General features: G+C 44.2%; 20 protein-coding genes. All 20 read left to right on the plus strand.

The window, feature by feature from the left end; genetic code table 11:
• The first annotated feature begins 24 nt into the window (after window positions 1–24).
• The 20 genes from KQI91_RS07465 to KQI91_RS07560 all read left to right on the plus strand — a co-directional run bounded on the left by KQI91_RS07465 (window position 25) and on the right by KQI91_RS07560 (window position 21,984).
• Complete coding sequence (locus tag KQI91_RS07465; protein WP_253288428.1) at window positions 25–744, plus strand: ComF family protein; 720 nt, start codon at window positions 25–27, stop codon at window positions 742–744.
• A 104-nt stretch (window positions 745–848) separates the two neighbouring features.
• Window positions 849–1,283 carry a hypothetical protein gene (locus KQI91_RS07470; RefSeq protein WP_216392218.1) on the plus strand — a complete coding sequence of 145 codons (435 nt, stop codon included), beginning with the start codon at window positions 849–851 and terminating at the stop codon, window positions 1,281–1,283.
• The gene (locus KQI91_RS07475) at window positions 1,280–2,386 is read left to right on the plus strand and encodes a hypothetical protein (protein WP_216392219.1); all 1,107 of its coding nucleotides are present in this window, start codon (window positions 1,280–1,282) and stop codon (window positions 2,384–2,386) included. The genes KQI91_RS07470 and KQI91_RS07475 overlap by 4 nt, the downstream gene beginning before the upstream one ends.
• Before the next feature lie 44 nt (window positions 2,387–2,430).
• Window positions 2,431–3,318: a diadenylate cyclase CdaA gene (cdaA, locus tag KQI91_RS07480; protein WP_216392220.1), complete on the plus strand. Its 888-nt coding sequence runs from the start codon at window positions 2,431–2,433 to the stop codon at window positions 3,316–3,318.
• Window positions 3,296–4,576, plus strand: coding sequence for a CdaR family protein (locus tag KQI91_RS07485; RefSeq protein ID WP_216392221.1), 1,281 nt, complete (start codon window positions 3,296–3,298; stop codon window positions 4,574–4,576). Before cdaA ends, KQI91_RS07485 begins: the two co-directional genes overlap by 23 nt.
• A gap of 14 nt (window positions 4,577–4,590) precedes the next feature.
• Window positions 4,591–4,854 (plus strand): HPr family phosphocarrier protein, encoded by a 264-nt coding sequence (locus tag KQI91_RS07490; RefSeq protein WP_216392222.1) that lies wholly within the window; start codon window positions 4,591–4,593, stop codon window positions 4,852–4,854.
• A gap of 33 nt (window positions 4,855–4,887) precedes the next feature.
• Window positions 4,888–7,578, plus strand: a complete 2,691-nt coding sequence (locus tag KQI91_RS16260; RefSeq protein ID WP_216392223.1) for a L,D-transpeptidase family protein — start codon at window positions 4,888–4,890, stop codon at window positions 7,576–7,578.
• Between the two features lie 57 nt (window positions 7,579–7,635).
• Entirely contained in the window at window positions 7,636–8,718 is a 1,083-nt protein-coding gene (gene rfbB / locus KQI91_RS07500; protein ID WP_216392224.1) for a dTDP-glucose 4,6-dehydratase, read from the plus strand.
• 104 nt (window positions 8,719–8,822) lie between these two features.
• Window positions 8,823–10,937 carry a pyridoxal-phosphate dependent enzyme gene (locus KQI91_RS07505; RefSeq protein WP_216392225.1) on the plus strand — a complete coding sequence of 705 codons (2,115 nt, stop codon included), beginning with the start codon at window positions 8,823–8,825 and terminating at the stop codon, window positions 10,935–10,937.
• The gene (locus KQI91_RS07510) at window positions 10,934–12,121 is read left to right on the plus strand and encodes an ATP-grasp domain-containing protein (protein ID WP_216392226.1); all 1,188 of its coding nucleotides are present in this window, start codon (window positions 10,934–10,936) and stop codon (window positions 12,119–12,121) included. Before KQI91_RS07505 ends, KQI91_RS07510 begins: the two co-directional genes overlap by 4 nt.
• Window positions 12,122–12,136: 15 nt before the next feature.
• The gene (locus KQI91_RS07515; protein WP_216392227.1) at window positions 12,137–12,517 is read left to right on the plus strand and encodes a transporter; all 381 of its coding nucleotides are present in this window, start codon (window positions 12,137–12,139) and stop codon (window positions 12,515–12,517) included.
• On the plus strand, window positions 12,514–12,858 hold the full coding sequence (locus KQI91_RS07520; protein WP_216392228.1) for a DMT family transporter: 345 nt from the start codon (window positions 12,514–12,516) through the stop codon (window positions 12,856–12,858). The genes KQI91_RS07515 and KQI91_RS07520 overlap by 4 nt, the downstream gene beginning before the upstream one ends.
• Window positions 12,859–12,876: 18 nt before the next feature.
• Window positions 12,877–13,815, plus strand: coding sequence for a glycosyltransferase family 2 protein (locus tag KQI91_RS07525; RefSeq protein ID WP_216392229.1), 939 nt, complete (start codon window positions 12,877–12,879; stop codon window positions 13,813–13,815).
• Window positions 13,812–14,939: a dTDP-4-amino-4,6-dideoxygalactose transaminase gene (gene rffA / locus KQI91_RS07530; protein WP_216392230.1), complete on the plus strand. Its 1,128-nt coding sequence runs from the start codon at window positions 13,812–13,814 to the stop codon at window positions 14,937–14,939. The genes KQI91_RS07525 and rffA overlap by 4 nt, the downstream gene beginning before the upstream one ends.
• Before the next feature lie 21 nt (window positions 14,940–14,960).
• Window positions 14,961–16,241, plus strand: a complete 1,281-nt coding sequence (locus KQI91_RS07535) for a D-alanyl-D-alanine carboxypeptidase family protein (protein WP_216392231.1) — start codon at window positions 14,961–14,963, stop codon at window positions 16,239–16,241.
• A gap of 32 nt (window positions 16,242–16,273) precedes the next feature.
• Window positions 16,274–17,152 carry a glucose-1-phosphate thymidylyltransferase RfbA gene (rfbA, locus tag KQI91_RS07540; protein ID WP_216392232.1) on the plus strand — a complete coding sequence of 293 codons (879 nt, stop codon included), beginning with the start codon at window positions 16,274–16,276 and terminating at the stop codon, window positions 17,150–17,152.
• 1 nt (window position 17,153) lies between these two features.
• The gene (gene rfbC / locus KQI91_RS07545) at window positions 17,154–17,723 is read left to right on the plus strand and encodes a dTDP-4-dehydrorhamnose 3,5-epimerase (RefSeq protein WP_216392233.1); all 570 of its coding nucleotides are present in this window, start codon (window positions 17,154–17,156) and stop codon (window positions 17,721–17,723) included.
• Window positions 17,720–18,526 carry an ABC transporter permease gene (locus KQI91_RS07550; RefSeq protein ID WP_216392234.1) on the plus strand — a complete coding sequence of 269 codons (807 nt, stop codon included), beginning with the start codon at window positions 17,720–17,722 and terminating at the stop codon, window positions 18,524–18,526. Before rfbC ends, KQI91_RS07550 begins: the two co-directional genes overlap by 4 nt.
• Before the next feature lie 12 nt (window positions 18,527–18,538).
• Window positions 18,539–19,801, plus strand: coding sequence for an ABC transporter ATP-binding protein (locus tag KQI91_RS07555; RefSeq protein WP_216392235.1), 1,263 nt, complete (start codon window positions 18,539–18,541; stop codon window positions 19,799–19,801).
• Window positions 19,798–21,984: a methyltransferase gene (locus KQI91_RS07560; protein ID WP_216392236.1), complete on the plus strand. Its 2,187-nt coding sequence runs from the start codon at window positions 19,798–19,800 to the stop codon at window positions 21,982–21,984. The genes KQI91_RS07555 and KQI91_RS07560 overlap by 4 nt, the downstream gene beginning before the upstream one ends.
• The last annotated feature ends 15 nt before the right edge of the window (window positions 21,985–21,999 follow it).

The following is a 21,999-nucleotide window of genomic DNA, read 5'->3' on the forward strand; positions in this document are numbered from 1 at the left end:
TGCCATCGGGGAGAAAGGTGCTTATTGAAAATCAAAGAAAAATGTCTGGATCTTCTGTATCCGCCCCGCTGTCCGGCATGTGGGGGGATCCTCAGAGAAAGGACGATCCGGATCTGCCCGGAATGCAAAGGAAGTTTCCACCCGGTGACAGAACACTATTGCCTGAAATGTGGAAAACCAATAGGGGAACTGGAAGAGTATTGTGGAGAATGCATACGCAGAAGGAGGAGTTTCTGCCGGGGAAGAGGTGTATTTCTGTATAATACCCGGATGAAAAAGTCTCTTATGCGGTATAAATATCAGGGATGCAGAGAATACGGACAGTTTTATGCAGAATCAATCTGCAGGTATGTCGGAGAGGAAATTCTGCGATGGAACCCGGATGTGATCGTGCCGGTGCCACTGTCCGGACGCAGATATCGGATGCGTGGGTTTAATCAGGCTGCTGATCTTGCGGAAAAAACAGGGATGATATTGCAGGTTCCGGTCGCTCCGGAGCTTGTAAGCAAAGTGCGAGAAACGAAATCTCAGAAAAAACTGGATGCTGTGGAACGAAGAAATAACCTGAAAAATGCTTTTTATGTAGAACAGTCGGTAAAGGGCCTTACCATTCTGATCATGGATGATGTATATACGACAGGGAGTACAGTGGAAACACTTGCTGAGTGTCTGGTGGAAAATGGGGCAGAGGCTGTATTTTTCGTGACTTTATGTATTGGACAGAGTGGGAATGGAGAAGGCTGACAACATAAAAAACACTTTTCATGGTTCGTGATATATGTTACAATCAAGCTATGTATGATTATTTCTGATAGTATGAAGAAATAATAGGTTGTAAGGAGCAAAATATGATCAACGAAGAAAAGGTTAAAATAATGACAGACCTTGCCATGTATGAGCAGGGAAAAGGAAAAAAATATCTTCCGATCAGCAAATATTACAGAAGTGATTATATCGGACTGGCACTGATCAAGAACTTTTTCCTGGTAACAATCGGATATGCTCTGATCATTGCAGCAGTTGCGGTATACTTTGGAGAATATCTGATGGAAAATATCCATAAGATGAATCTTATGGTACTCGGAATCTATATACTGATCGGCTACCTGGTCGTTCTGGCCCTGTATTCCATTCTGACGTATGTACAGTATTCTGTCAGATATTACCGAGCCAAAAAAAGTGTCAAAGAGTACTACAGTCAGCTTACTGAGCTGAATAAAATCTACAGCCGGGAAGAGAAAAAGATGTCCGGAAGAGGAACAGCGGGAGGGTATCGCAAATGACAGCATTACTGGAATTTAAACAGAAACTGAAAGGGCTTTACGGGCAGTATGAAATATATCTGCTTCCTTTATTAAAATTTCTCCTTGCTCTGGTATATTTTATCTGGATCAACTCCAATATGGGATATATGGCGGCTCTGGATAATATATTTGTTGTGCTGATCTTATCACTGATCTGTTGTATCCTTCCACCAGGAATGATGATCTTTACCGGATTTGCACTGATGGTAGGACACAGTTATGCACTGGGAATCGAAGTGGCAGGTTTTATGTTGATCCTGGTCCTGTTCATGATGATTCTGTTCCTGCGTTTCAGTGGCAGTAAGAATATTGTACTGGTATTTACACCACTTGCTTTTGCGTTTGATATTCCGGCACTTCTTCCGATCGGAAGTGGACTGCTGAGCAGTGCGGTATCCGCATTACCGGCAGCAGGCGGCGTGATCATATATTATTTCATCCGTTTTATCCGTGTGCAGTCTCCGATACTGATGACTGCAGACAGTGATGTGATGACCAAAATCACTCTGTTAGCGGATGGACTGATGAAGAATGGAGAAATGTGGCTGACACTGATCGCGTTTATCGTAGTCGTGCTGGCGGTCAATCTGATCAGAACGCGTATGTTTGACTATGCATGGAGAATCGCTATCGTAGTTGGCGGTGTGATCTATATTGTGATCATGCTTGCCGGAAGTATGAGTCTTGGAATCACAATTCCGGTAGTATCAGTGATCATCTATACAGTAATTGCCGTACTGATCGGAATCGTGCTTGAGTTTTTTGTATTTGGTGGTGACTATACCAGAACAGAACGCCTGGAATATGAAGATGATGATTACTATTATTATGTAAAGGCTGTTCCGAAGGCACTGGTCGCAACGTCTGAGAGAAGCATCAAAAAGATCAATGGAGAGTCCGGCAGGGCAGAAAGACGTTCGGCAGAAAAAGTAGTAAATTATTCAACACCTCTGTTTCAGGGAGAGGAACCAGTCAGAAAAAAAACTGAATCAGTGCCGGAAGAAGCATCTGTTGTAGAAAAAGCGGATATGAATGACATTGATTTCGAAAAGAAACTTGAAGAATCACTGAAAGACCTTTGATCAGGTAAATAATCAGAAAAAGCAGCCAAAGGAGAGGAGCGTTTATGCAGAATATTACAGAGATACTGACAAGATATTTATCGGATATTAACCTTCCGTCTGTCAGTATTATCGATGTAATTGAAATATGTCTGATCACATTTTTTGTGTACCAGTTTATGGTATGGATCAAATTTACACGGGCATATACTCTGCTTAAGGGGCTGCTGGTCATTGGCGCGTTTCTGATCATCGCTTATGTGTTCAAGATGAATACGATTCTGTGGATCGTTTCAAAACTGGCAAGTGCGCTGATCACGGCAATTGTCGTGATTTTCCAGCCGGAGCTGCGTAAGGTTGTGGAGCAGCTGGGACAGAAAAAAATCATGGCTTCGATCATACCATTTGATTCGGGAAAAGAAGTCAAGGAACGGTTTACAGACAAAACAGTCAATGAACTGATCAAAGCATGTTATGACATGGCCGAGGTAAAGACAGGAGCACTGATCGTAATCGAACAGGAAGTCCGTCTGGATGAATATGTGCGGACCGGTATCAATGTAGATGCGATTCTTACAAGTCAGCTTCTGATCAACATATTTGAACATAATACGCCGCTTCACGACGGTGCTGTGATCGTGAAGGGCAACCGGATCGTGGCGGCAACCTGTTATCTGCCATTGTCTGATAACATGGAACTGAGCAAGCAGCTCGGAACACGTCATCGTGCCGGTGTTGGAATCAGCGAGGTGACAGATTCTCTGACGATCATCGTTTCAGAAGAAACGGGTCAGGTTTCCGCAGCACAGGATGGCAGGCTGATGCGGAATATCAGCAGCAGTCAGCTTCGTGAGATTCTGGAAAGAGCACAGAACAAGAAAATCGTGGATAACAATAAACTGAGACAGTTGCTGAAGGGAAGAGTGAGACATGAAGAAAAAAGTGGGAAATAACCTTTCACTGAAAATTCTTTCGCTTGTGATTGCAATTCTCGTATGGCTGCTGGTTGTGAATATCAGTAATCCGATCAGCACAAAATCTTTTGTGGTATCGGATGTACAGCTTCTCAATGAGGCGTATATTGATGCGGACGGCAAGATGTGCATGCAGGATGAAGAGCAGGTTCCGATCCGTGTTACGATCAAAGCACAGAGAAAGATCCTGGATAAGATTTCTATTAATGATATTCGCGCAGTTGCAGATCTTCAGCAGGCAGTCAGCCTGGATACAGACCCTGTTATGGTACCGATCACAGTGACCTGTGGAAGGATTTCTCAGGATCATATAGAGGTATCACCACAGAATCTGAGTCTTCATCTGGAAGAAAAAGATACGCAGGAATTTGTAGTCAATGTAACAACGAACAATACCAAACCGGACAGAGGATATGAAGTTGGTTCACTTACTTCCAATCCGGAGAAAATCAAGATTACAGGTCCGGTCTCTCTGATCAATAAAATAGATAAAGTAAATGCCTCCATTGATGTGGATGGTGTGACTGAAGATGTGATACAGGAAACAGATGTCAAGATCATTGATAAGAATGGAGAGGAATTTACGGATTCTGATATGAGCTATCTGAATGTTTCCAAAGTTTATGTTACAGCAAAACTGTGGAAGGTTCAGTCCAATGTCAAGATCAGCGCAGATTATTCCGGAACACCTGCAGACGGTTATCAGGTTGAGAGCGTCAGCACGACACCAAATGTGATCAGTGTGGCAGGCAGCGAGGAATCACTGGCAGCATTAAAAGAACAGAATAATACGATCACACTTCCGGCTTCTGTCGCAGATATTTCAGGCAGAGACAGCGATTTTGAAGAAAAAATCAATATTTCGCAATATCTTCCGGATGGAATCAAACTTACAAGTGATTCCAGTGAAGACGTATTTGTACGTGTGAATATTCTTCCGGAGGGAAGCACCGTATGTGAGGTACCTACAAAAAACATTCTGGTCAGAAATGCACCGGATGGTATGCAGGTATCCTTTGATACTGCAAATGTAGAAGTGCGCGTCAAAAAGATCGACAGCAGTCTGGATGATCTGGAGGACAGCGATATAGAAGCATCAATTGATCTCAAAGATATGGAAGAAGGAAGCTTTGAGGTTCCTGTCAGCATCAGCATTCCGGAAGGTTATGAACTGGTGGATGAGGTTAAGACAGGTGTTGAGGTATCCAGAATTTCCACAGCTGATGAGAATAATTAACAGGAGATAAAGGGATGGTCAGTCAGAAGATAACAATCAACAATCCGTCAGGACTTCATCTTCGTCCGGCAGGTGTTTTGTGTAATGAGGCGATGAAGTATGATTCCGTTATCACATTTTCTTTTGAAGGCGGAACGGCAAATGCCAAGAGCGTTCTGAGCGTTCTGGGAGCCTGCGTGAAATGCGGAGATGAAATAGAACTTGTCTGTGAGGGAGCAGACGAAGATGTGGCAATGCAAGCTTTGACTGAAGCGATACGCGGAGGTCTTGGTGAATAAAAAAGTGTGTAAGGGTAATAAGGAGGAGTAATTGTGAAAAAACAGGTTGTAGCTGTAGTGCTGAGTCTGGCGATGAGCATGACAACAGCAGCAGAAGCAGGTATTGTCAGTGCCGCGGATTTTTCTGCTGAAGCAGCAACATCAGAAACAACAGATACTGCAGAAGTATCGACCGTGGATGACAGTGAGGACATAACAGGTGAGGATGATTCTCAGACGGCAGATGCTGATACCGCACAGCCGGAAGTCGTGCCGGAGGAGGATAACACGGACACTGCTGATACGCAGGATGCAGAAGTGGATTTTACTTCTGATGCAGAAGTGGATACAGAGATTTCCGATACACAGACGGCAGCAGTTGTGACAGAGGAAACTCCAGAAGCAGCGGGAGCTTCCAAAGAAACTTCCATCAATGACAATCAGGAGGGCGGTCAGGAGGCAAAACTCTACTATACACGTTGGGAGCCGGATAATGCAAAGAATCCGACCAAATGGAAACTGCATAAGATTGAGAAAACTACTGCGAAGGAAGCAACTGTACAGACCGCAGGAAATGATGATTCTGCAGACGCAGCAGATATATCAGAAGAAAATACAGAGGTATCTGAGGACGAAACTGCTATACAGGCTGCCGTGGAAGAGAATGGAGAAGCAGGCACTGTGGAAGAACAGCCATCTGCAGAAGGCGAACAGACATCGGACGCGGATTCCGGACAGCTGGCACAGGCAGATGAGACAACGGATGCAGATGCAGAAGTGACTCAGGTAACAGAAGATATCGATACACAGGCAGCAGGAGCTTCTGCTACTTATTATACATCTGCAGATGGCCTGGTAAAGATCACGACCATGAAAGCAGATGGAACAGAGCTGTTTACAGGATATTACGCATTTGACAAAGATGGATATCTCATCACAGGAAGAAGTCTGGTTGGAAGTAATACTATGGATTATTATTATTTTACAACCGCAGATGAGACAACGATCACAAAAACAGATATCACATCTTCTTATAAGACCCCATATAACTCTGCATTGGGACAGATGGTTCAGAATGCATGGAGATGGAATGCAGCAGATGGAGTATTCAATTACTACAATCCGAAGCAGGAAGTGTTTGATGTCAACAAGGTTTATCAGATTGATGGGGACTACTATTACCTTCTGAAAGACGGTAAGCCGTACGTTGGTGACAAATATCTTACCTACAACAATAAGAAGGGAACATATATGTTCCGTACAGCTGCTTCTGCAACAGACATTCCTGGTAAGATGGTACGCAATGGATGGGCAGGACGCAAGACCAGCCGTGGCACACAGTGGCGTTACTTTGATGCCAACGGTGTTTATCAGAAAAAAGGCATCGGTGCTTATAAGCTTCGTACAGATACTAACAATCTGTATCTGGTAGATGCCAATGGATATCTGATTCGCAACAAGATGGTCAAGGCAGCTAACGGATACTATTACCTTTCCAACAACGGAGCAGTAGTATACAGAGAGAAACTTGTCAAATATGGCAATTACAGATACTATTTTGTGAGTGACGGACGGCGTGCAACCTGGAAAAACCGCTGGGTAAAATGCAAAGGTGCGGGCAACCGTTATTACTACTTCGGCAAGACCGCGGGTCGCGTACAGGAGCAGAAGGGCATCAAGAAAGTTACAGTAAACGGCAAATTTATCGGATGGTTCCAGTTCTCCAGCAAGGGAAACAGCCTTATGAATTACTGGACCGGTGGCAGATATTACCTGCCGGACGGACGTATGGCAAATGGTCTTACCAAGGTTAACGGCAAATATTACTTCTTCAAGAGAAGCAGCAGCACGAAATACTATGGTAAGATGTACAAGAACCAGTGGATTAAATGGAACAACAAATATTACTATGCAAGTGCAGACGGTACTCTGTATTCCAATGGATGGAAATATGTAAAATCTGACGGCAAGAATTACTGGTTCTATTTCCAGAAAGACTGTACAGTAATGACGAATAAGTCTGTTACAAAGAACGGCAAAAAAGGCATCGTGGACAGCAGAGGACGTTTTATTTCTGCAGGCTGGTTTGTATATAATGACAGCAAGAATCTTGTCCGCTATGTGGATTCCAAGACAGGCAAACTTCTGAAGAACTGTGTAAGATGGATTGACGGAAAACAGTATCGATTTGACAAATATGGAAACAGAGTCAATGACAGAACTTCTGAATACAGACGCAGCAGTTATTATCTGGAATGCGATCGTGTCAACGGTGTTATGACGGTATATACCGACAGCACCAAGACGATTCCGATCAAGACAATTCGAGTTTCTGTAGGAAATCCGATCACTCTGACATCAGCAGGTACCTATACGCTTTCCAGGTCTCTGCGCTGGCAGCCTCTGATGGGACCATCCTGGGGACAGTATGGTACACATGTAGATGGATGTGGACAGGGAGGAATCTTCGTTCACTCTGTAGCATGCAGTCAGAAAAATGATCATAACCTTCCGGTCGGAGAATATCTGAAGCTTGGTAATCCTGCTTCTCATGGATGTATCCGTTGCTGTGTGGCTGATGCCAAATGGGTATATGACAACTGCAATGGTTCTACCATTCATATTATGAGCGGAACTTACCAGTCACAGGAAGTGTTTAAAGGACCTCTGGGAAGAAATCGTCTGACACCTCTGAGAGGAAACAAGACCTTTGATCCTACAGATCCGGCTTACGCAAACAAATAATACAAAATCTAAGGTGCTCTCCCAGAGGGAGGGCACTTTTCAGGAGGAAAAGAAATTATGAGAACTTACCTTGTAACAGGCGGTGCAGGTTTTATCGGATCCAACTATATTCATTATATGTTTCAGAAGTACGATAATGAAATCCGTATCATCAATGTTGACAAGCTGACCTATGCCGGAAATCTTGAGAATCTCAAAGATATCGAAGACCGTGAGAATTATACATTTGTAAAAGCAGATATCTGTGACAGTGATGCAATTATGAAGATCTTTGAAGAAAATGATATTGACCGTGTGGTACATTTTGCGGCAGAAAGTCATGTAGACAGAAGCATTCGTAATCCGGAAGTGTTTGTAAAGACCAATGTGCTTGGAACTCTGGTTATGCTGAATGCAGCCAAAGCAGCCTGGGAACTTCCGGATGGAACCTTCAAGCCGGACAAAAAATTCCTTCATGTATCTACGGATGAGGTTTATGGATCTCTGGAAGAAGATGGTGGATTTTTCTATGAAACAACACCGTATGATCCGCATAGCCCGTATTCTGCAAGCAAGGCATCTTCTGATATGCTGGTAAAATCCTATATGGACACGTATCATTTTCCGGCAAATATCACGAACTGCAGCAATAACTACGGACCGTATCAGTTCCCGGAGAAACTGATTCCGCTGATCATCAACAACGCACTTCAGGGAAAGAAACTTCCGGTATACGGAGACGGTAAGAATGTTCGTGACTGGCTGTACGTTATGGATCATGCCAAAGGTATTGATATGGTACAGGAAAAGGGCAGACTTTTCGAAACTTACAATATTGGCGGACATAACGAGAAACAGAATATCCAGATTATCCACATTATCCTGGATACTCTGCAGGAAATGCTGCCGGATGATGATCCGCGCAAAGCACTTGTCAGCGAAAATCTGATCACTTATGTAGAAGACCGTAAGGGACATGACCGTCGTTACGCGATTGCTCCGGACAAGATCAAAGAAGAGGTTGGCTGGTATCCGGAAACCTGTTTTGAAGATGGCATCCGCCTGACGATTCAGTGGTTCTTTGAACATGAAGACTGGATGAAAAATGTCACCAGCGGCGATTACCAGAAATATTATGATGAAATGTACAAAACCAAATAAAATGCTCCGGTGATCATACGGAGGATGAAATGCTGCGAGATTCCGGATCAAACCTGAATGATTGCAGCATTTTTGTTATAAAAAAGATACAAGAAGAGGATAAAATGAAAAAAATTGTGATTATCGGTGCCAATGATTTTCAGAGGCCGTTGATTCAGAAAGCTCATAATATGGGATATGAGACGCATGTATTTGCATGGCGGGAAGGAGCAACCGGGGCAGAAGATGCGGATCATTTTTATGAGATCAGTATTACAGAAAAGGAAGAAATACTGGAAATCTGTCGGAAGATCAGGCCAGATGCGGTTGCAACGATCGGGTCGGATCTGGCAAATATCACGGTACAGTTTCTGGCGGAAAAACTTGGTCTGCCAGGAAACAGCAGCTCCTGTATTTATCATTCGACAAACAAATATGCCATGCGTGAAGCTTTTCGAAATGCCGGAATCCCGGTACCGTTCTTTCAGTGCGTTTCTGAGGGAGAACAGGTTACACCGCCTTCCTATCCGGTAATCGTGAAGCCGACGGACCGGTCGGGAAGCAGAGCAATCACGAAAGTGAATGATCCGGGGGAACTGGCAGAGGCGATCACACTTGCGACTGCTCAGTCTTTTGAGAAAAAGGCAATTGTGGAAGAATATATTTCCGGTGCAGAGTACAGCGTCGAGACGATCAGTTTTGAGGGAAAACATACCTGTCTGGCAATTACCAAGAAATTTACGACAGGAAGTCCGCACTATATTGAAGTTGCACATCTTCAGCCGGCACCACTGTCAGAAGATATGAAGAAAAAAGTGGAAGAGACCGTTTTTCGGGCACTGGATGCACTGGAAGTGCGATATGGAGCCGGACACAGTGAGCTTCGCATTGACCGGAACGGACAGATACGTATCATAGAGATTGGATCCAGAATGGGAGGCGACTGCATCGGTTCGGATCTGGTTCCTCTGTCTACCGGACAGGATTTTGTGGGGATGGTGGTAGATACTGCTGCCGGCAAAGCTCCGGTATTTTGTGAGGCGGTGCCCCATGTCTCGGCGATTCGTTTTCTTATGAATGAAAATGATGAAAAACTTCTTGCATATCTGCAGGAAAATCATCCGGATAAAATTCGGAAAACAGTTATAGAGCATGGGGTAAAAGATGCGCATATTGTGGACAGCGGAAGCAGACCGGGATTTTTTATCCTGCAGGCAGACAGCATAGAAGAAATGATGGAACTTCTGCATCATGGACCGTGGGAAAACCCGATTCATGTATTCGATACACCGACACAGAAACTGCGATTTACCGAAAACCATAATGAATTCTATATGAAGAGAGATGATCTTCTGCCATTTGCATTTGGCGGGAACAAAGTGCGTTTCGCTCGCAGATTTGTGGAAGATATGCAGAGAGAACGCTGCGACAGTATGATCATATATGGAAATTATCATTCAAATCTCTGCAGGATATTGGCGACATTGTGCCATGAACTGGAAATTCCGTGCTATATGGTACACAATACAGAAGATGTTCGGGAAGACAGAGAAACTGCAAACAGCCGCATCATTAAAAAAATGGGAATTACAGAGATTGCCTGCAAAAAATCCGGAATAGCGGATGCGGTAGAACAGGCAATGGAGGAACTGAGAGAAAAAGGATACCGTCCATATTATATTTATGGAAATTCCAGAGGACAGGGAAAAGAATGGGTTCCAATGAAAGCATATGAAGCGGTTTATGATGAGATCTGCTGCTATGAAAAACAGCACAGTATCAGGTTTGATTATATTTTTCTGGCATCCAGTACCAATGCGACACAGTCCGGACTTCTGGCGGGCAGTCTCAGGCAAATGGATGAGCGCAGAATCATAGGAATCTCGGTTTCCAGAAATGCACAGAGAGGCCGGGAAGTGATCGCTGAAAATCTGCGGGAGTATGCACAGAGATTTCAGAGAGAATTACCGGTAGATTTTGAAAAAAACATCTGTTTTACAGATGCTTATATGGAAGGTGGCTATGGTGTCTGGTCAGAACCAGTTGCGGATCTGATTGAATCAGTTTATGGTACAGATGGGATTCCACTGGATATGACCTATACAGGAAAGGCTTTTTATGGTATGGTTAAATATCTGGAGGAAAATCATATCCAGGACAGGAAGATACTGTTTCTGCATACAGGCGGAACACCGTTGTTTTTTGATTTCCTGGAAGATGAGAAAAATAAAAAGTTATGAAAAAACTGATGATTCTTGGGGCAAGCTATTCACAGCTTCCCCTTTACAGAAAAGCACATGAGATGGGACTGAAGACGATCGCAGTCAGCACCCCGGGTGACTGGCCCGGATTTGCAGAAGCAGACCAGAGCTCTTATACAGATATTACAGATCCGGTGAGGGTACTGGAAGCAGCCAGAGAGCTGGGGGCAGATGGCATTACGACCTGTTGTCTGGATGCAGGAGTCCGTGCAATTGGTTACACCTGTGAAAGACTGGGACTCAGGGGACTTTCAGAAAAAGCCGCTGATATCAGTAATGATAAGTTCAAAATGAAAGAAGCATTTATGCAGGGCGGAGTCCGCTGTGCACGTCATACCTGCATTCGAAGCAGAGAAGAACTGGAAAAATCTCTTGAAGATTTTGTATTCCCGGTAGTCATAAAAGCAGTGGATCTGATGGGAAGCCGGGGAATCTTCCGATGTAATAACAGGGAAGAGGCATTTCGGTATTATGAAAAGACTATGGAAGCGACCGGCAGGGAATATTGTCTGGTAGAAGAATTCATAGAAGGGCAGATACTGGGATGTGAAGCAATGCTGTCGGATGGAAAAATGCTTTACTGTCTTCCGAATAACATTGAAGCTTTTCAGAGTTATGTGCCGACTCCGGTCGGACATTCTGTTCCGTACAGGAAACAGGATGAGCTTGGAGAAGAAGTGAAGCACCAGGTGCTGCTGGCGGCATCGGCGGTCGGACTGGATAATTGCCCGGTAAACTGTGACCTGATAGAAAAAGATGGAAGAATCTATGTGATCGAGATCACCGGTCGTGCAGGAGGAACCTGCCTGCCGGAAATGGTAAGTCTGTACTATGGAATTGACTATTATGAGGCGATCATACGCCTGGCGATGGGAATGCCGGTGGCATACATGTTTGATGAGCAAAAGAAGCATACGGCGAATCTGTCCAGAACCCTGCTTTCGGAGCGAGATGGTACAGTTGCTGCCATACACAATGAAAATCCTCCGGCAGCGGATATCATAGATCTGTCTTTTAATGTAGAACCCGGAGAAGAAGTACATCGCTATACAAATGGAAGAGACCGTCTCGGTCAGGTGATCATAACAGGAGAAAGTCTGGCATGCTGCGAGGATCGTATCCGGGAGATTTTGTCGAAAATTAACATTGAATTTACTGTATGATTGTGAGAAAATAACATGAGAAATTGTCTTACTTCAAAGAAAAGCATCTTTTTACTGCTCCATATCAGCCTTCTGTTCAGCTCATTGAGCGGCGTATGCTCCAAGATGGCATCCCGTTACACAGGGAATGTCTTTTCTGTGGAGTTTCTTTTCTGGTTCGGGCTGGTATTTGTCATTATGTTTGCCTATGCGATCATCTGGCAGCAGATCCTCAAAAGGATGCCGTTGACGGTTGCCTATGCAAACCGTCCTGTAACACTGATCTGGGGAATCATCTGGGGCGCACTGATCTTCGGAGAAAAAATCACCTGGAATATGCTGGCGGGGGCTGCCGTGATCTTTACCGGAATTTACCTGGTTACAGGAGAAGAAGAGAAAGGCGGTGAACACGCATGAGCCGTCTTCAGATGTCTGTATGTCTGTTGCTCTTTTCGGTATTTATTTCATCTGTTTCGCAGATCCTTCTGAAAAAGGCAGCCAACAGAACATACGAAAATACGATAAAAGAATATTTGAATCCGTTGGTCATCGGTGCATACGGGATGTTTTTCTGTTCGGTGATCCTGACTATGCTGGCACTGAGATATGTACCGCTTTCCATGTCACCGATACTGGAATCCACAGGATATATCTTTGTTTCCGTGATGGGGTATTTCTTTCTGAAAGAAAGATTTACAAGGAGAAAACTGCTTGGTTTTGCACTGATTCTGGCGGGAGTTATAATTTTTAACATTTAGAAATGAGGGAAATACATAATGCTGGTATCCATTGTCATACCGTGCTATAATTCAGAACACACCATTGGTAAGGTGGTGGAACTGGCTATAGAAGAATTTAATAAACTGGAGAATTACGAATGCGAATTTGTTCTGGTGAATGACTATTCCAGAGATGGAACCTGGAAATCGATTGAAACACTTGCAAAGCAGCATTCAAATGTAAAGGGCATCAATCTGGCCAAGAATTTCGGGCAGCACAATGCAATTATGGCAGCACTGAATTATACAGAGGGAGATCTGATCATAGGAATGGATGATGATATGCAGAATCATCCGTCACAGATTCCGCAGTTTCTGGATAAGATAGAGGAAGGCTATGACATTGTATTTGGTGTATTCAAACAGCGAAAATTCTCTGCATTCAAAAATCTGACAGGAGCGGTCAGCCGTTTCCTGCTGTGGCATCTTCTGGATCGTCCGAAGGATATTCAGATGAGCAGTTTCTGGTGCTGCAGAAGATATGTGAGAGATGAAGTTATAAAATATGATGGATACAATACTTTTCTTCAGGTATTGTTTTTCCGTACAACACATAATATTGCGAATATTGAGATCGAGCATTTTGCACGTGAAGTGGGAACTTCCAATTACAATTTCAGAAGAGGTCTGAATCTGTTTCTTTCCTGTCTGAATTTTACGGTGATCCCGCTCAGAGTATCTACTTTTTTCGGGACAATTTTTTCAGCGGCAGGATTTATCGGTGCGGTTGTGGTACTGATCCGGAAACTCATCTGTCCGGCAACTGCAATTGGATGGTCATCGCTGATGTGTGCAATGCTGGTGCTTTTTGGCATTGTGTTTCTGATGCTTGGAATCATTGGTGAGTACCTGGGCAAGCTGATGCTGAATGTAAATAAAACACCGCAGTATGTGATCAGGGATAAAGCGAATATTACAGGAAAAGAGGACTTATGATAGATTTTAACAGACCGGCGATTGTTGGAAATGAACTGAATTATATCCGGGATGCTGTGAACCAGGGAATGCTCTGTGGTGACGGGAAATACACAAAGCTCTGTTCTGCATGGATGAAGGAGCGTTTTGCGGTCAGCCAGGTGTTCCTGACAACGTCCTGTACCCACGCACTGGAGATGGCGGCTTTTCTCAGTGATATCCAGCCGGGGGACGAAGTGATCATGCCATCTTATACGTTTGTTTCTACGGCAGATGCATTTGTTCTGCGGGGAGCAAAGGTTGTATTTGTTGATATCCGTCCGGATACGATGAACATAGATGAGAAGTTGATCGAACAGGCAATCACAGAAAAAACAAAAGCCATTGTACCGGTACATTATGCCGGAGTGGCATGTGAAATGAATAAGATCATGGAAATCGCGCAGAAATATCACCTTAAAGTGGTAGAAGATGCAGCACAGGGAGTGGAAGCTTATTATTATGGCAGGGCACTCGGAACAATCGGAGACTTTGGCTGCTACAGTTTCCATGAAACAAAGAACTATACTATGGGAGAAGGCGGAGCACTTGTCTTTCAGAAAAATGAATACCAGGAAAAAGCGGAGATCCTGAGAGAGAAGGGCACTGACCGAAGCAAGTTTTTCCGCGGGCAGGTAGATAAGTACCGCTGGATCGATTATGGATCTTCTTATCTTCCAAGTGAGATGAATGCAGCGTATCTGTATGCACAGCTTGAGGAATGTGAAAAGATCAACCGGAAACGTCATCAGATTTATGACTATTATCATACAAATCTGGAGAATCTGGAAGAAGAGGGAAAGATTGAACGTCCGTGTGTACCGGAAGGCTGTGTACATAATGCGCATATGTACTATATAAAGGTAAAAGATTTGCAGACAAGGACTCGGCTGATTGCTTATCTTAAGGAAAATGGTATCTGCGCAGCATTCCACTATGTGCCACTGCACAGTTCTCCTGCCGGACAGAAATTTGGCAGATTCAATGGGAAAGATGTCTACACGACGAAGGAAAGCGAGCGGCTTCTTCGTCTTCCGATGTTTTATGATCTGTCTGTACAGGATCAGGAATACATCGTGGACAAAATACAGAAATTTGAGTTTTGACAGAATTACGGAGGGAAATACATGAAGAATAGAATATACCGGATCGCGGCAGCATTAAGTGTGGCGGCCCTCCTGGTGTCTTCTGCAACAGTACAGGCGGCTGGTGTTACTACAAACGGAACACCGGCAGCAGTAGCAACAGACAGCGTACAAAACTGGCCGACAGCACCTGCCGTCGCTTCAGAGACAGCAGTACTTATTGACGCAGATACCGGTGCGGTTCTGTATGACAAGGGAATGGATGAGTATCGTTATCCGGCGAGTACAACAAAACTGATGACACTGCTGGTTGCGATTGAAAACAGCTCCCCAAAAGACAGTGTGACTTTTACCGAAACCGGTATCCGGGATGTGAGCTGGGACAGCAGTAATATCAATGCACAGCTGGGTGAGACGATGACAATGAAAGACTGCTGGATGGCAGCCTATATTCAGTCTGCAAATGAGGTGTGTGCCCAGATTGCAGAATACGTAGGTGGAAGTGAAGCGAATTTTGTGGAAATGATGAATCAGAAGGCAAAAGAGCTTGGCTGTACACATACACATTTTGTTAATGCCAGCGGACTGCCGGACGAGAATCATTATTCCAGTGCACATGACCTTGCAAAGATCATGCGTGCCTGCCTGAAAAACAAGCGTTTTCGTCAGGTGATGAAATGCACCAGCTACAAGATTCCGGCGACCAATACAAGTCAGGCAAGATCTCTGCACACACATCTTCCTCTGATGGCACAGGAGTCAGACCTTTATTATGAAGGCTGCATTGGAGGCAAGACCGGATTTGCAACAGAAGCACAGCATACAATGGTGGCTGCTGCTGAGCGGAACGGGCGCACATATATTGTTGTGACGATGCGTGATGCGGAACTTGGAACAAACTGCACGGACAGCAGAGCCCTGTTTGATTATGCGTTTGACAATTTTGACAGTATTGATATTAATGGGACTCAGATGACCGTACCAAAGGGTGTTACGGTGAATGATCTGACAACAGATACAGCAGAAAGAAACGGAAAGACACTGAACCGTTATTATTACAGTGGACAGTTTGTCGGCTATGTGGTACAGGCTGATCCGACTGCGACACCGTCTCCGGAGCCGGAAACACAGACGGCAGAGACAACAGAGAGTACAGACAGCGGTACTTCTGCGGAAGAGGACAGAAAGTCTATGACACAGCAGCTGGAGGAGATCCGTTCTGAGGGAATGTCCAGTTCTATGAGAACTCTGCTGATCGCGATGGGAGTTATGGCAGGTATCCTTGTGATCCTTCTGATCGCACTTTACATTAAAAATGGATGATATGCAGAAATTTGAATAAAGGAGAACACATTATGAAGGGAATTATATTAGCAGGTGGTTCGGGAACCAGATTATATCCGCTGACCAAGGCAATCTCCAAGCAGATCATGCCGGTATATGACAAACCGATGATCTACTATCCGCTTTCCACACTGATGCTTGCAGGTATCCGTGAGATCCTGATCATTTCCACACCGCGAGATCTTCCGGTATTCCGTGAACTGCTCGGAGACGGAAAACAGCTGGGGATGAGATTTGAATATGCAGTGCAGGAACAGCCGAGAGGACTTGCCGATGCATTTATTATCGGAGCAGACTTTATCGGTGAGGATGCAGTTGCACTTGTCCTGGGAGATAATATTTTCTATGGGCAGAGCTTTTCACGTGTGCTTTTAAATGCATATAAACGTACAGAAGAAGAAAAGGGAGCAACGATCTTTGGTTACTATGTAAGAGATCCGAGAGAATATGGGGTTGTAGAATTTGATGAGAATGGAAGAGCACTTTCCATCGAAGAAAAACCGGAGCATCCGAAGTCTAATTATGCTGTACCGGGACTGTATTTCTATGACAACGATGTTGTTGAAATCGCAAAAAATGTCAAACCTTCAGCCAGAGGTGAGATTGAGATTACAAGCATCAACAACGAATATCTGAGAAGAGGAAGTCTCAAGGTGGAAACTCTTGGACGTGGATTTGCATGGCTGGATACCGGAAATCATGATTCGCTTCTGGATGCAGCGGATTTTGTGGCTGCTTTTCAGAAACGTCAGGGGCTGTACATTTCCTGTATTGAAGAGATTGCGTTTAAACGTGGATTTATTACAAAAGAGCAGCTCGTAGAACTGGCACAGCCACTTCTTAAGACTGCATATGGAAAATATCTGATCGAAGTAGCGGAGGGATTATAAAATGGGCAAAATCACAGTAGAAACCTGCCATATTGACGGGCTCAAAGTTATCACGCCAACGGTATTTGGTGATGAACGTGGATATTTTATGGAAACATATAATTATAATGATTACAAAGCAGCCGGAATCGATATGGAATTTGTACAGGACAATCAGTCAAGTTCCCGTAAGGGAGTACTTCGCGGACTGCATTTCCAGATCAATTATCCACAGGACAAGCTGGTTCGCGTTGTGAGCGGGGAAGTATTTGATGTGGCTGTTGACCTGAGAGAAGGTTCTCCGACATACGGACAGTGGTATGGCGTTCTGCTTTCCGCAGAAAACAAAAAGCAGTTCTTTATCCCTAAGAATTTTGCACATGGCTTTGTGGTCCTTTCTGATACAGCAGAATTTGCTTATAAATGTACAGATTTTTATCATCCGAACGATGAGGGCGGACTTGCATACAATGATCCGGATATCGGAGTAGAGTGGCCGATCCCGGAGGGAATGGAACTGATCCTTTCTGACAAAGATCAGAAATGGGGAAGCTTCAGGGAATATACAGCCAACAGGAGTAAAAAGGATTGAGAAACGAAACCTGGCTGCCGGGGGAAATCTACAGAAATCGAAGATTAGTTTTTTCACTGGCAAAAAATGATTTCAAAACAAAATATGCAGGTTCCTATTTTGGAACGATCTGGGCATTTATTCAGCCGATCGTAACGATCTGTGTGTACTGGTTTGTTTTTGGTCTGGCACTGCGCAATGGTTCCGACAAAGGTGTACCGTTTGTCCTCTGGCTGATCGCAGGTCTGGTGCCGTGGTTCTTCATTCAGGAGGGACTGACCGGTGGAACAAATGCACTTCTGGAATATAATTATCTGGTCAAGAAAGTGGTATTCAATATCCGCATTCTTCCTGTAGTCAAAGTATTTTCGGCAGTGTTCGTACATGCATTTTTTGTTGTGATCGTACTGGTGATCTATACCTGTATGGGATATCCGCCGAGTCTGTATGCACTGCAGCTGGTATACTACAGTTTCTGTATTTTTATGCTGATCCTTGCAGTTACCTATATGACAAGTGCAGCGGTAGTATTTTTCCGTGATCTGAGCCAGATCATCAATATCATGCTGCAGGTCGGCGTCTGGGTAACACCGATCATGTGGGACTTTAATGATCTGGGACTTGGAGGAATCCTTGCGAATATTCTGAAACTGAATCCTGTATTCTATGTGGTGCAGGGATACAGAGATTCGCTGATCAACAAAGTGGCAATCTGGGAACATCCGCTGCTGACTCTGTATTTCTGGGGATTTACACTGGTGGTATTTTTCCTTGGAACCAGATTATTTAAAAAACTTCAGGTACATTTTGCCGATGTACTGTAATTGGAGAGTAGAATGAGTGAATTTGCAATTCAGGTAAAGCATCTGGACAAGATGTACAAATTATATAACAAACCGTCCGACCGACTGAAAGAAGCTCTTGGTTTTAAAGTTCCGGTGCGGGAACATTATGCGCTCCGGGATGTGAGCTTTGATGTAAAAAGAGGTGAGACGGTGGGAATTATCGGAACCAATGGTTCCGGTAAATCCACGATTCTTAAAATTATTACCGGTGTACTGAATCCGACAGGTGGCGAAGTAGTGGTAGATGGAAGAATCTCTGCACTGCTGGAGCTGGGAGCAGGGTTTAACATGGAGTATACCGGAATCGAAAATGTGTATCTCAATGGAACCATGATGGGATTTTCAAAAGAGGAAATTGATGCCAGACTGCAGGATATTCTGGATTTTGCGGACATCGGAGATTTTGTACATCAGCCGGTCAAAGCATATTCCAGTGGTATGTTCGTTCGTCTGGCTTTTGCCGTTGCGATCAATATTGATCCGGAGATCCTGATCGTGGACGAGGCGCTTTCTGTAGGAGATGTTTTCTTTCAGGCAAAGTGTTACCGGAAATTCGAAGAATTCAAAAAGATGGGACGTACCATTCTTTTTGTCAGTCATGATCTCAGCAGTATTTCCAGATATTGTGACAGGGTCATTCTCCTGAATAAAGGCGTAAAACTGGAAGAGGGTTCTCCGAAGCAGATGGTAGATATGTACAAACAGCTGCTGGTCGGACAGGACCCGACAAAAGCGCCGGAGGAAAAAACAGAAGAGAAGACGAGAGAAAACTGGAACGAGCAGTTCCAGGTCAATCCGAATATGCTGGAATATGGAAGCAAGCTGGCGGAGATTACAGATTTTGCTGTTGTGGATGACAAAGGACTCTGCACCAACACGATTGAAAAAGGAGCTTCTTTTACGATCAAGATGCGGGTGTTGTTCCACCAATCCATACAGGAACCGATTCTGGCATATACCTTCAAGGATATCAAGGGAACAGAGATCACAGGCACAAATACCATGTTTGAAAAGATGCATGTGGAACATTCGGAGGCAGGAGATGTCTGCACGGTGACATTTACACAGGATATGTTCCTGCAGGGCGGAGAATATCTGCTTTCCTTTGGATGTACCGGTTATAAAGACGGTGAGTTTACGGTATTTCACAGATTGTATGATGCGTGTAACATTACAGTTGTGTCCAACAAAAATACCGTTGGATTTTATGATATGAACTCAAAAGTGGAAATTCATTGTGGAGAAGAAGCATGACAGAAAAAATTGGACAGGTAATTCTGGATGATACGTATTATCCGGGACAGGATTTATATACAGATGGTGCGATTGAAGATGAGATGCTGGAAATTGCCAGAACTTATCCGGAAGAGCAATGGAATCAGGTGATTGCAGAGCGCAAAAGCTGGCCAATCCTGTATCATTATTCTCATATCAGAGAAAATATCCTGAGCTGGCTTCCTTTTACCGGCCGGGAGAGTGTGCTTGAGATTGGTTCCGGATGCGGAGCTGTGACCGGTGCACTGTGCAAAAAAGCAGCAAAGGTCACCTGTATTGAACTGTCAAAGAAACGCAGTATGATCAATGCCTGGAGACACAAAGACTTTGCGAATCTGCAGATTCTTATGGGAAATTTCCAGGATATCGAAAAAACACTTACAGAAAAATATGATTATATTACGCTGATCGGTGTATTTGAATATGGGGAAGCCTATATACAGAGTGAAACTCCTTATATAGATTTTCTGAAGATTATTTCCAGACATCTCAAACCGGACGGGAAGATCGTTCTTGCGATTGAGAACCGTCTGGGGCTGAAATACTGGGCAGGATGCACGGAGGATCATTTTGGAACACTGTTCGAGGGACTGGAAGGATATCCGACAACCAGCGGAGTGAAAACTTTTTCTAAAAAAGAGTTGTCTGCAATTCTTGAAAAAGCAGGAAATCTGCAGGCTTCCTGGTATTATCCATTCCCGGATTACAAGCTTCCGATGACGATTTATTCAGACAGACGTCTTCCGGCCAAAGGTGAGCTTAATCGTCTGGAAACCAATTATGACCGTCTGCGGCTGCAGCTGTTTCAGGAGTCACCGGTTTATGATTCTCTGCTGGAAAATGATCTGTATCCGGAATTTGCCAATTCTTTTCTTTTGCTGATCAGTAAAGAAAAAATAGAGACAGAGACAATCTACTCCAAGTTTTCAAATGAGCGTGCACCGGAGTTTGATATCCGGACAGATATCTGTGAGAATCATGCAGGCAAACGGTCTGTACGAAAACTTCCGGCAGATACAAGAGCAGTGGAGCATGTAAAAAATCTGGAACGTATTTCCAGAGAACTTTCTGCCTTTTATGGAAGAGAGGGGCTGGAAATGAATACCTGTTCTGCTGAAGAGGAAGGTGTACGTCTGGAATACCTGGAAGGTGAAACACTGGAGGAACGTCTGGACAGTCTTCTGGAAAAAGGAAAGCTGGAAGAACTGGAAAAACTGTTTTTTATGTATCTCAAAAAGATCCGTCACATCCATGAGGGAGAAATCTTTTTCAAGACACCGGAGTTTGTGGAGGTATTCGGAGATGCAGAGATCAGTGAGAACTGTCGTTGCAGCGGAATGTCCAATATTGATCTGGTACCTGCCAATATTCTGATCGAAAAAGACAGAGTATCTGTGATTGATTATGAATGGACCTTCCGTTTCCCAATCCCATGCAAGTACATTCTGTACCGTATGATCCATTATTATCTGGAAAGCGATGGCAAACGCAGGATACTTAAAGAACGGGATTTTTATGGAAAAGCAGGAATTTCACAAAAAGAAATAGAGCTTTTTGCAGAAATGGAACGCCATTTTCAGAATTACATGCAGGGGACACATATTCCGCTGCTTTCCATGTATGAAGAGGTTTCACCGGGGAAAGTTGATATTCTGGCTTATTATGAGCAGCTTCGCGCAGCGAGTGCAGAACGGAGGCTTCAGGTGTTTTACGACAGGGGAGCTGATTTTTCGGAAAAAGATTCTGTTCTTCTGCCGATGGGACGGCAGGGTGTCTGCATTGATATCCCGATTCCGGAAGGTGTGCACAGGCTGCGCCTGGACCCAGGTGAGGCTGTCGGCGGGCTGGAATTAAAAACACTGACACTGGATGATGGAAAGAAACTTTCCTTTTCTACAAATGGATTTCCACTGGGTGCCGGACAGTATTACTTTGGTGCGGGAGATCCGCAGTTTATCGTGGAAGATCTGCCGAAAAAAGGACAGGCTGTCCGACTGGAAGTATATGTGATGAAAGCACAGGATGCGCAGGAAAAATTCTGGAAAGCATTTGCCAGTGCATCGGCACAGAAAGATCAGGAGATCCGGAAGCTGAAACGCCAGATCCATGAAATGGAAAACACAAAGGTCTGGAAGCTGTACCGGGGAATCAAGAAAAAATAACAGAGAGAAATCTGT

The sequence above is a fragment of the Blautia sp. MSJ-19 genome, assembly GCF_018918125.1.
GTDB lineage: Bacteria > Bacillota > Clostridia > Lachnospirales > Lachnospiraceae > Blautia_A.

Excerpts from the sequence above, each read along its gene's own strand:
- KQI91_RS07470 (WP_216392218.1), top strand. The coding sequence starts at position 849 with ATGATCAACGAAGAAAAGGTTAAAATAATGACAGACCTTGCCATGTAT.
- KQI91_RS07475 (WP_216392219.1), top strand. The coding sequence starts at position 1,280 with ATGACAGCATTACTGGAATTTAAACAGAAACTGAAAGGGCTTTACGGG.
- cdaA (WP_216392220.1), top strand. The coding sequence starts at position 2,431 with ATGCAGAATATTACAGAGATACTGACAAGATATTTATCGGATATTAAC.
- KQI91_RS07485 (WP_216392221.1), top strand. The coding sequence starts at position 3,296 with ATGAAGAAAAAAGTGGGAAATAACCTTTCACTGAAAATTCTTTCGCTT.
- KQI91_RS07490 (WP_216392222.1), top strand. The coding sequence starts at position 4,591 with ATGGTCAGTCAGAAGATAACAATCAACAATCCGTCAGGACTTCATCTT.
- rfbB (WP_216392224.1), top strand. The coding sequence starts at position 7,636 with ATGAGAACTTACCTTGTAACAGGCGGTGCAGGTTTTATCGGATCCAAC.
- KQI91_RS07505 (WP_216392225.1), top strand. The coding sequence starts at position 8,823 with ATGAAAAAAATTGTGATTATCGGTGCCAATGATTTTCAGAGGCCGTTG.
- KQI91_RS07510 (WP_216392226.1), top strand. The coding sequence starts at position 10,934 with ATGAAAAAACTGATGATTCTTGGGGCAAGCTATTCACAGCTTCCCCTT.
- KQI91_RS07515 (WP_216392227.1), top strand. The coding sequence starts at position 12,137 with ATGAGAAATTGTCTTACTTCAAAGAAAAGCATCTTTTTACTGCTCCAT.
- KQI91_RS07520 (WP_216392228.1), top strand. The coding sequence starts at position 12,514 with ATGAGCCGTCTTCAGATGTCTGTATGTCTGTTGCTCTTTTCGGTATTT.
- KQI91_RS07525 (WP_216392229.1), top strand. The coding sequence starts at position 12,877 with ATGCTGGTATCCATTGTCATACCGTGCTATAATTCAGAACACACCATT.
- rffA (WP_216392230.1), top strand. The coding sequence starts at position 13,812 with ATGATAGATTTTAACAGACCGGCGATTGTTGGAAATGAACTGAATTAT.
- KQI91_RS07535 (WP_216392231.1), top strand. The coding sequence starts at position 14,961 with ATGAAGAATAGAATATACCGGATCGCGGCAGCATTAAGTGTGGCGGCC.
- rfbA (WP_216392232.1), top strand. The coding sequence starts at position 16,274 with ATGAAGGGAATTATATTAGCAGGTGGTTCGGGAACCAGATTATATCCG.
- rfbC (WP_216392233.1), top strand. The coding sequence starts at position 17,154 with ATGGGCAAAATCACAGTAGAAACCTGCCATATTGACGGGCTCAAAGTT.
- KQI91_RS07555 (WP_216392235.1), top strand. The coding sequence starts at position 18,539 with ATGAGTGAATTTGCAATTCAGGTAAAGCATCTGGACAAGATGTACAAA.
- KQI91_RS07560 (WP_216392236.1), top strand. The coding sequence starts at position 19,798 with ATGACAGAAAAAATTGGACAGGTAATTCTGGATGATACGTATTATCCG.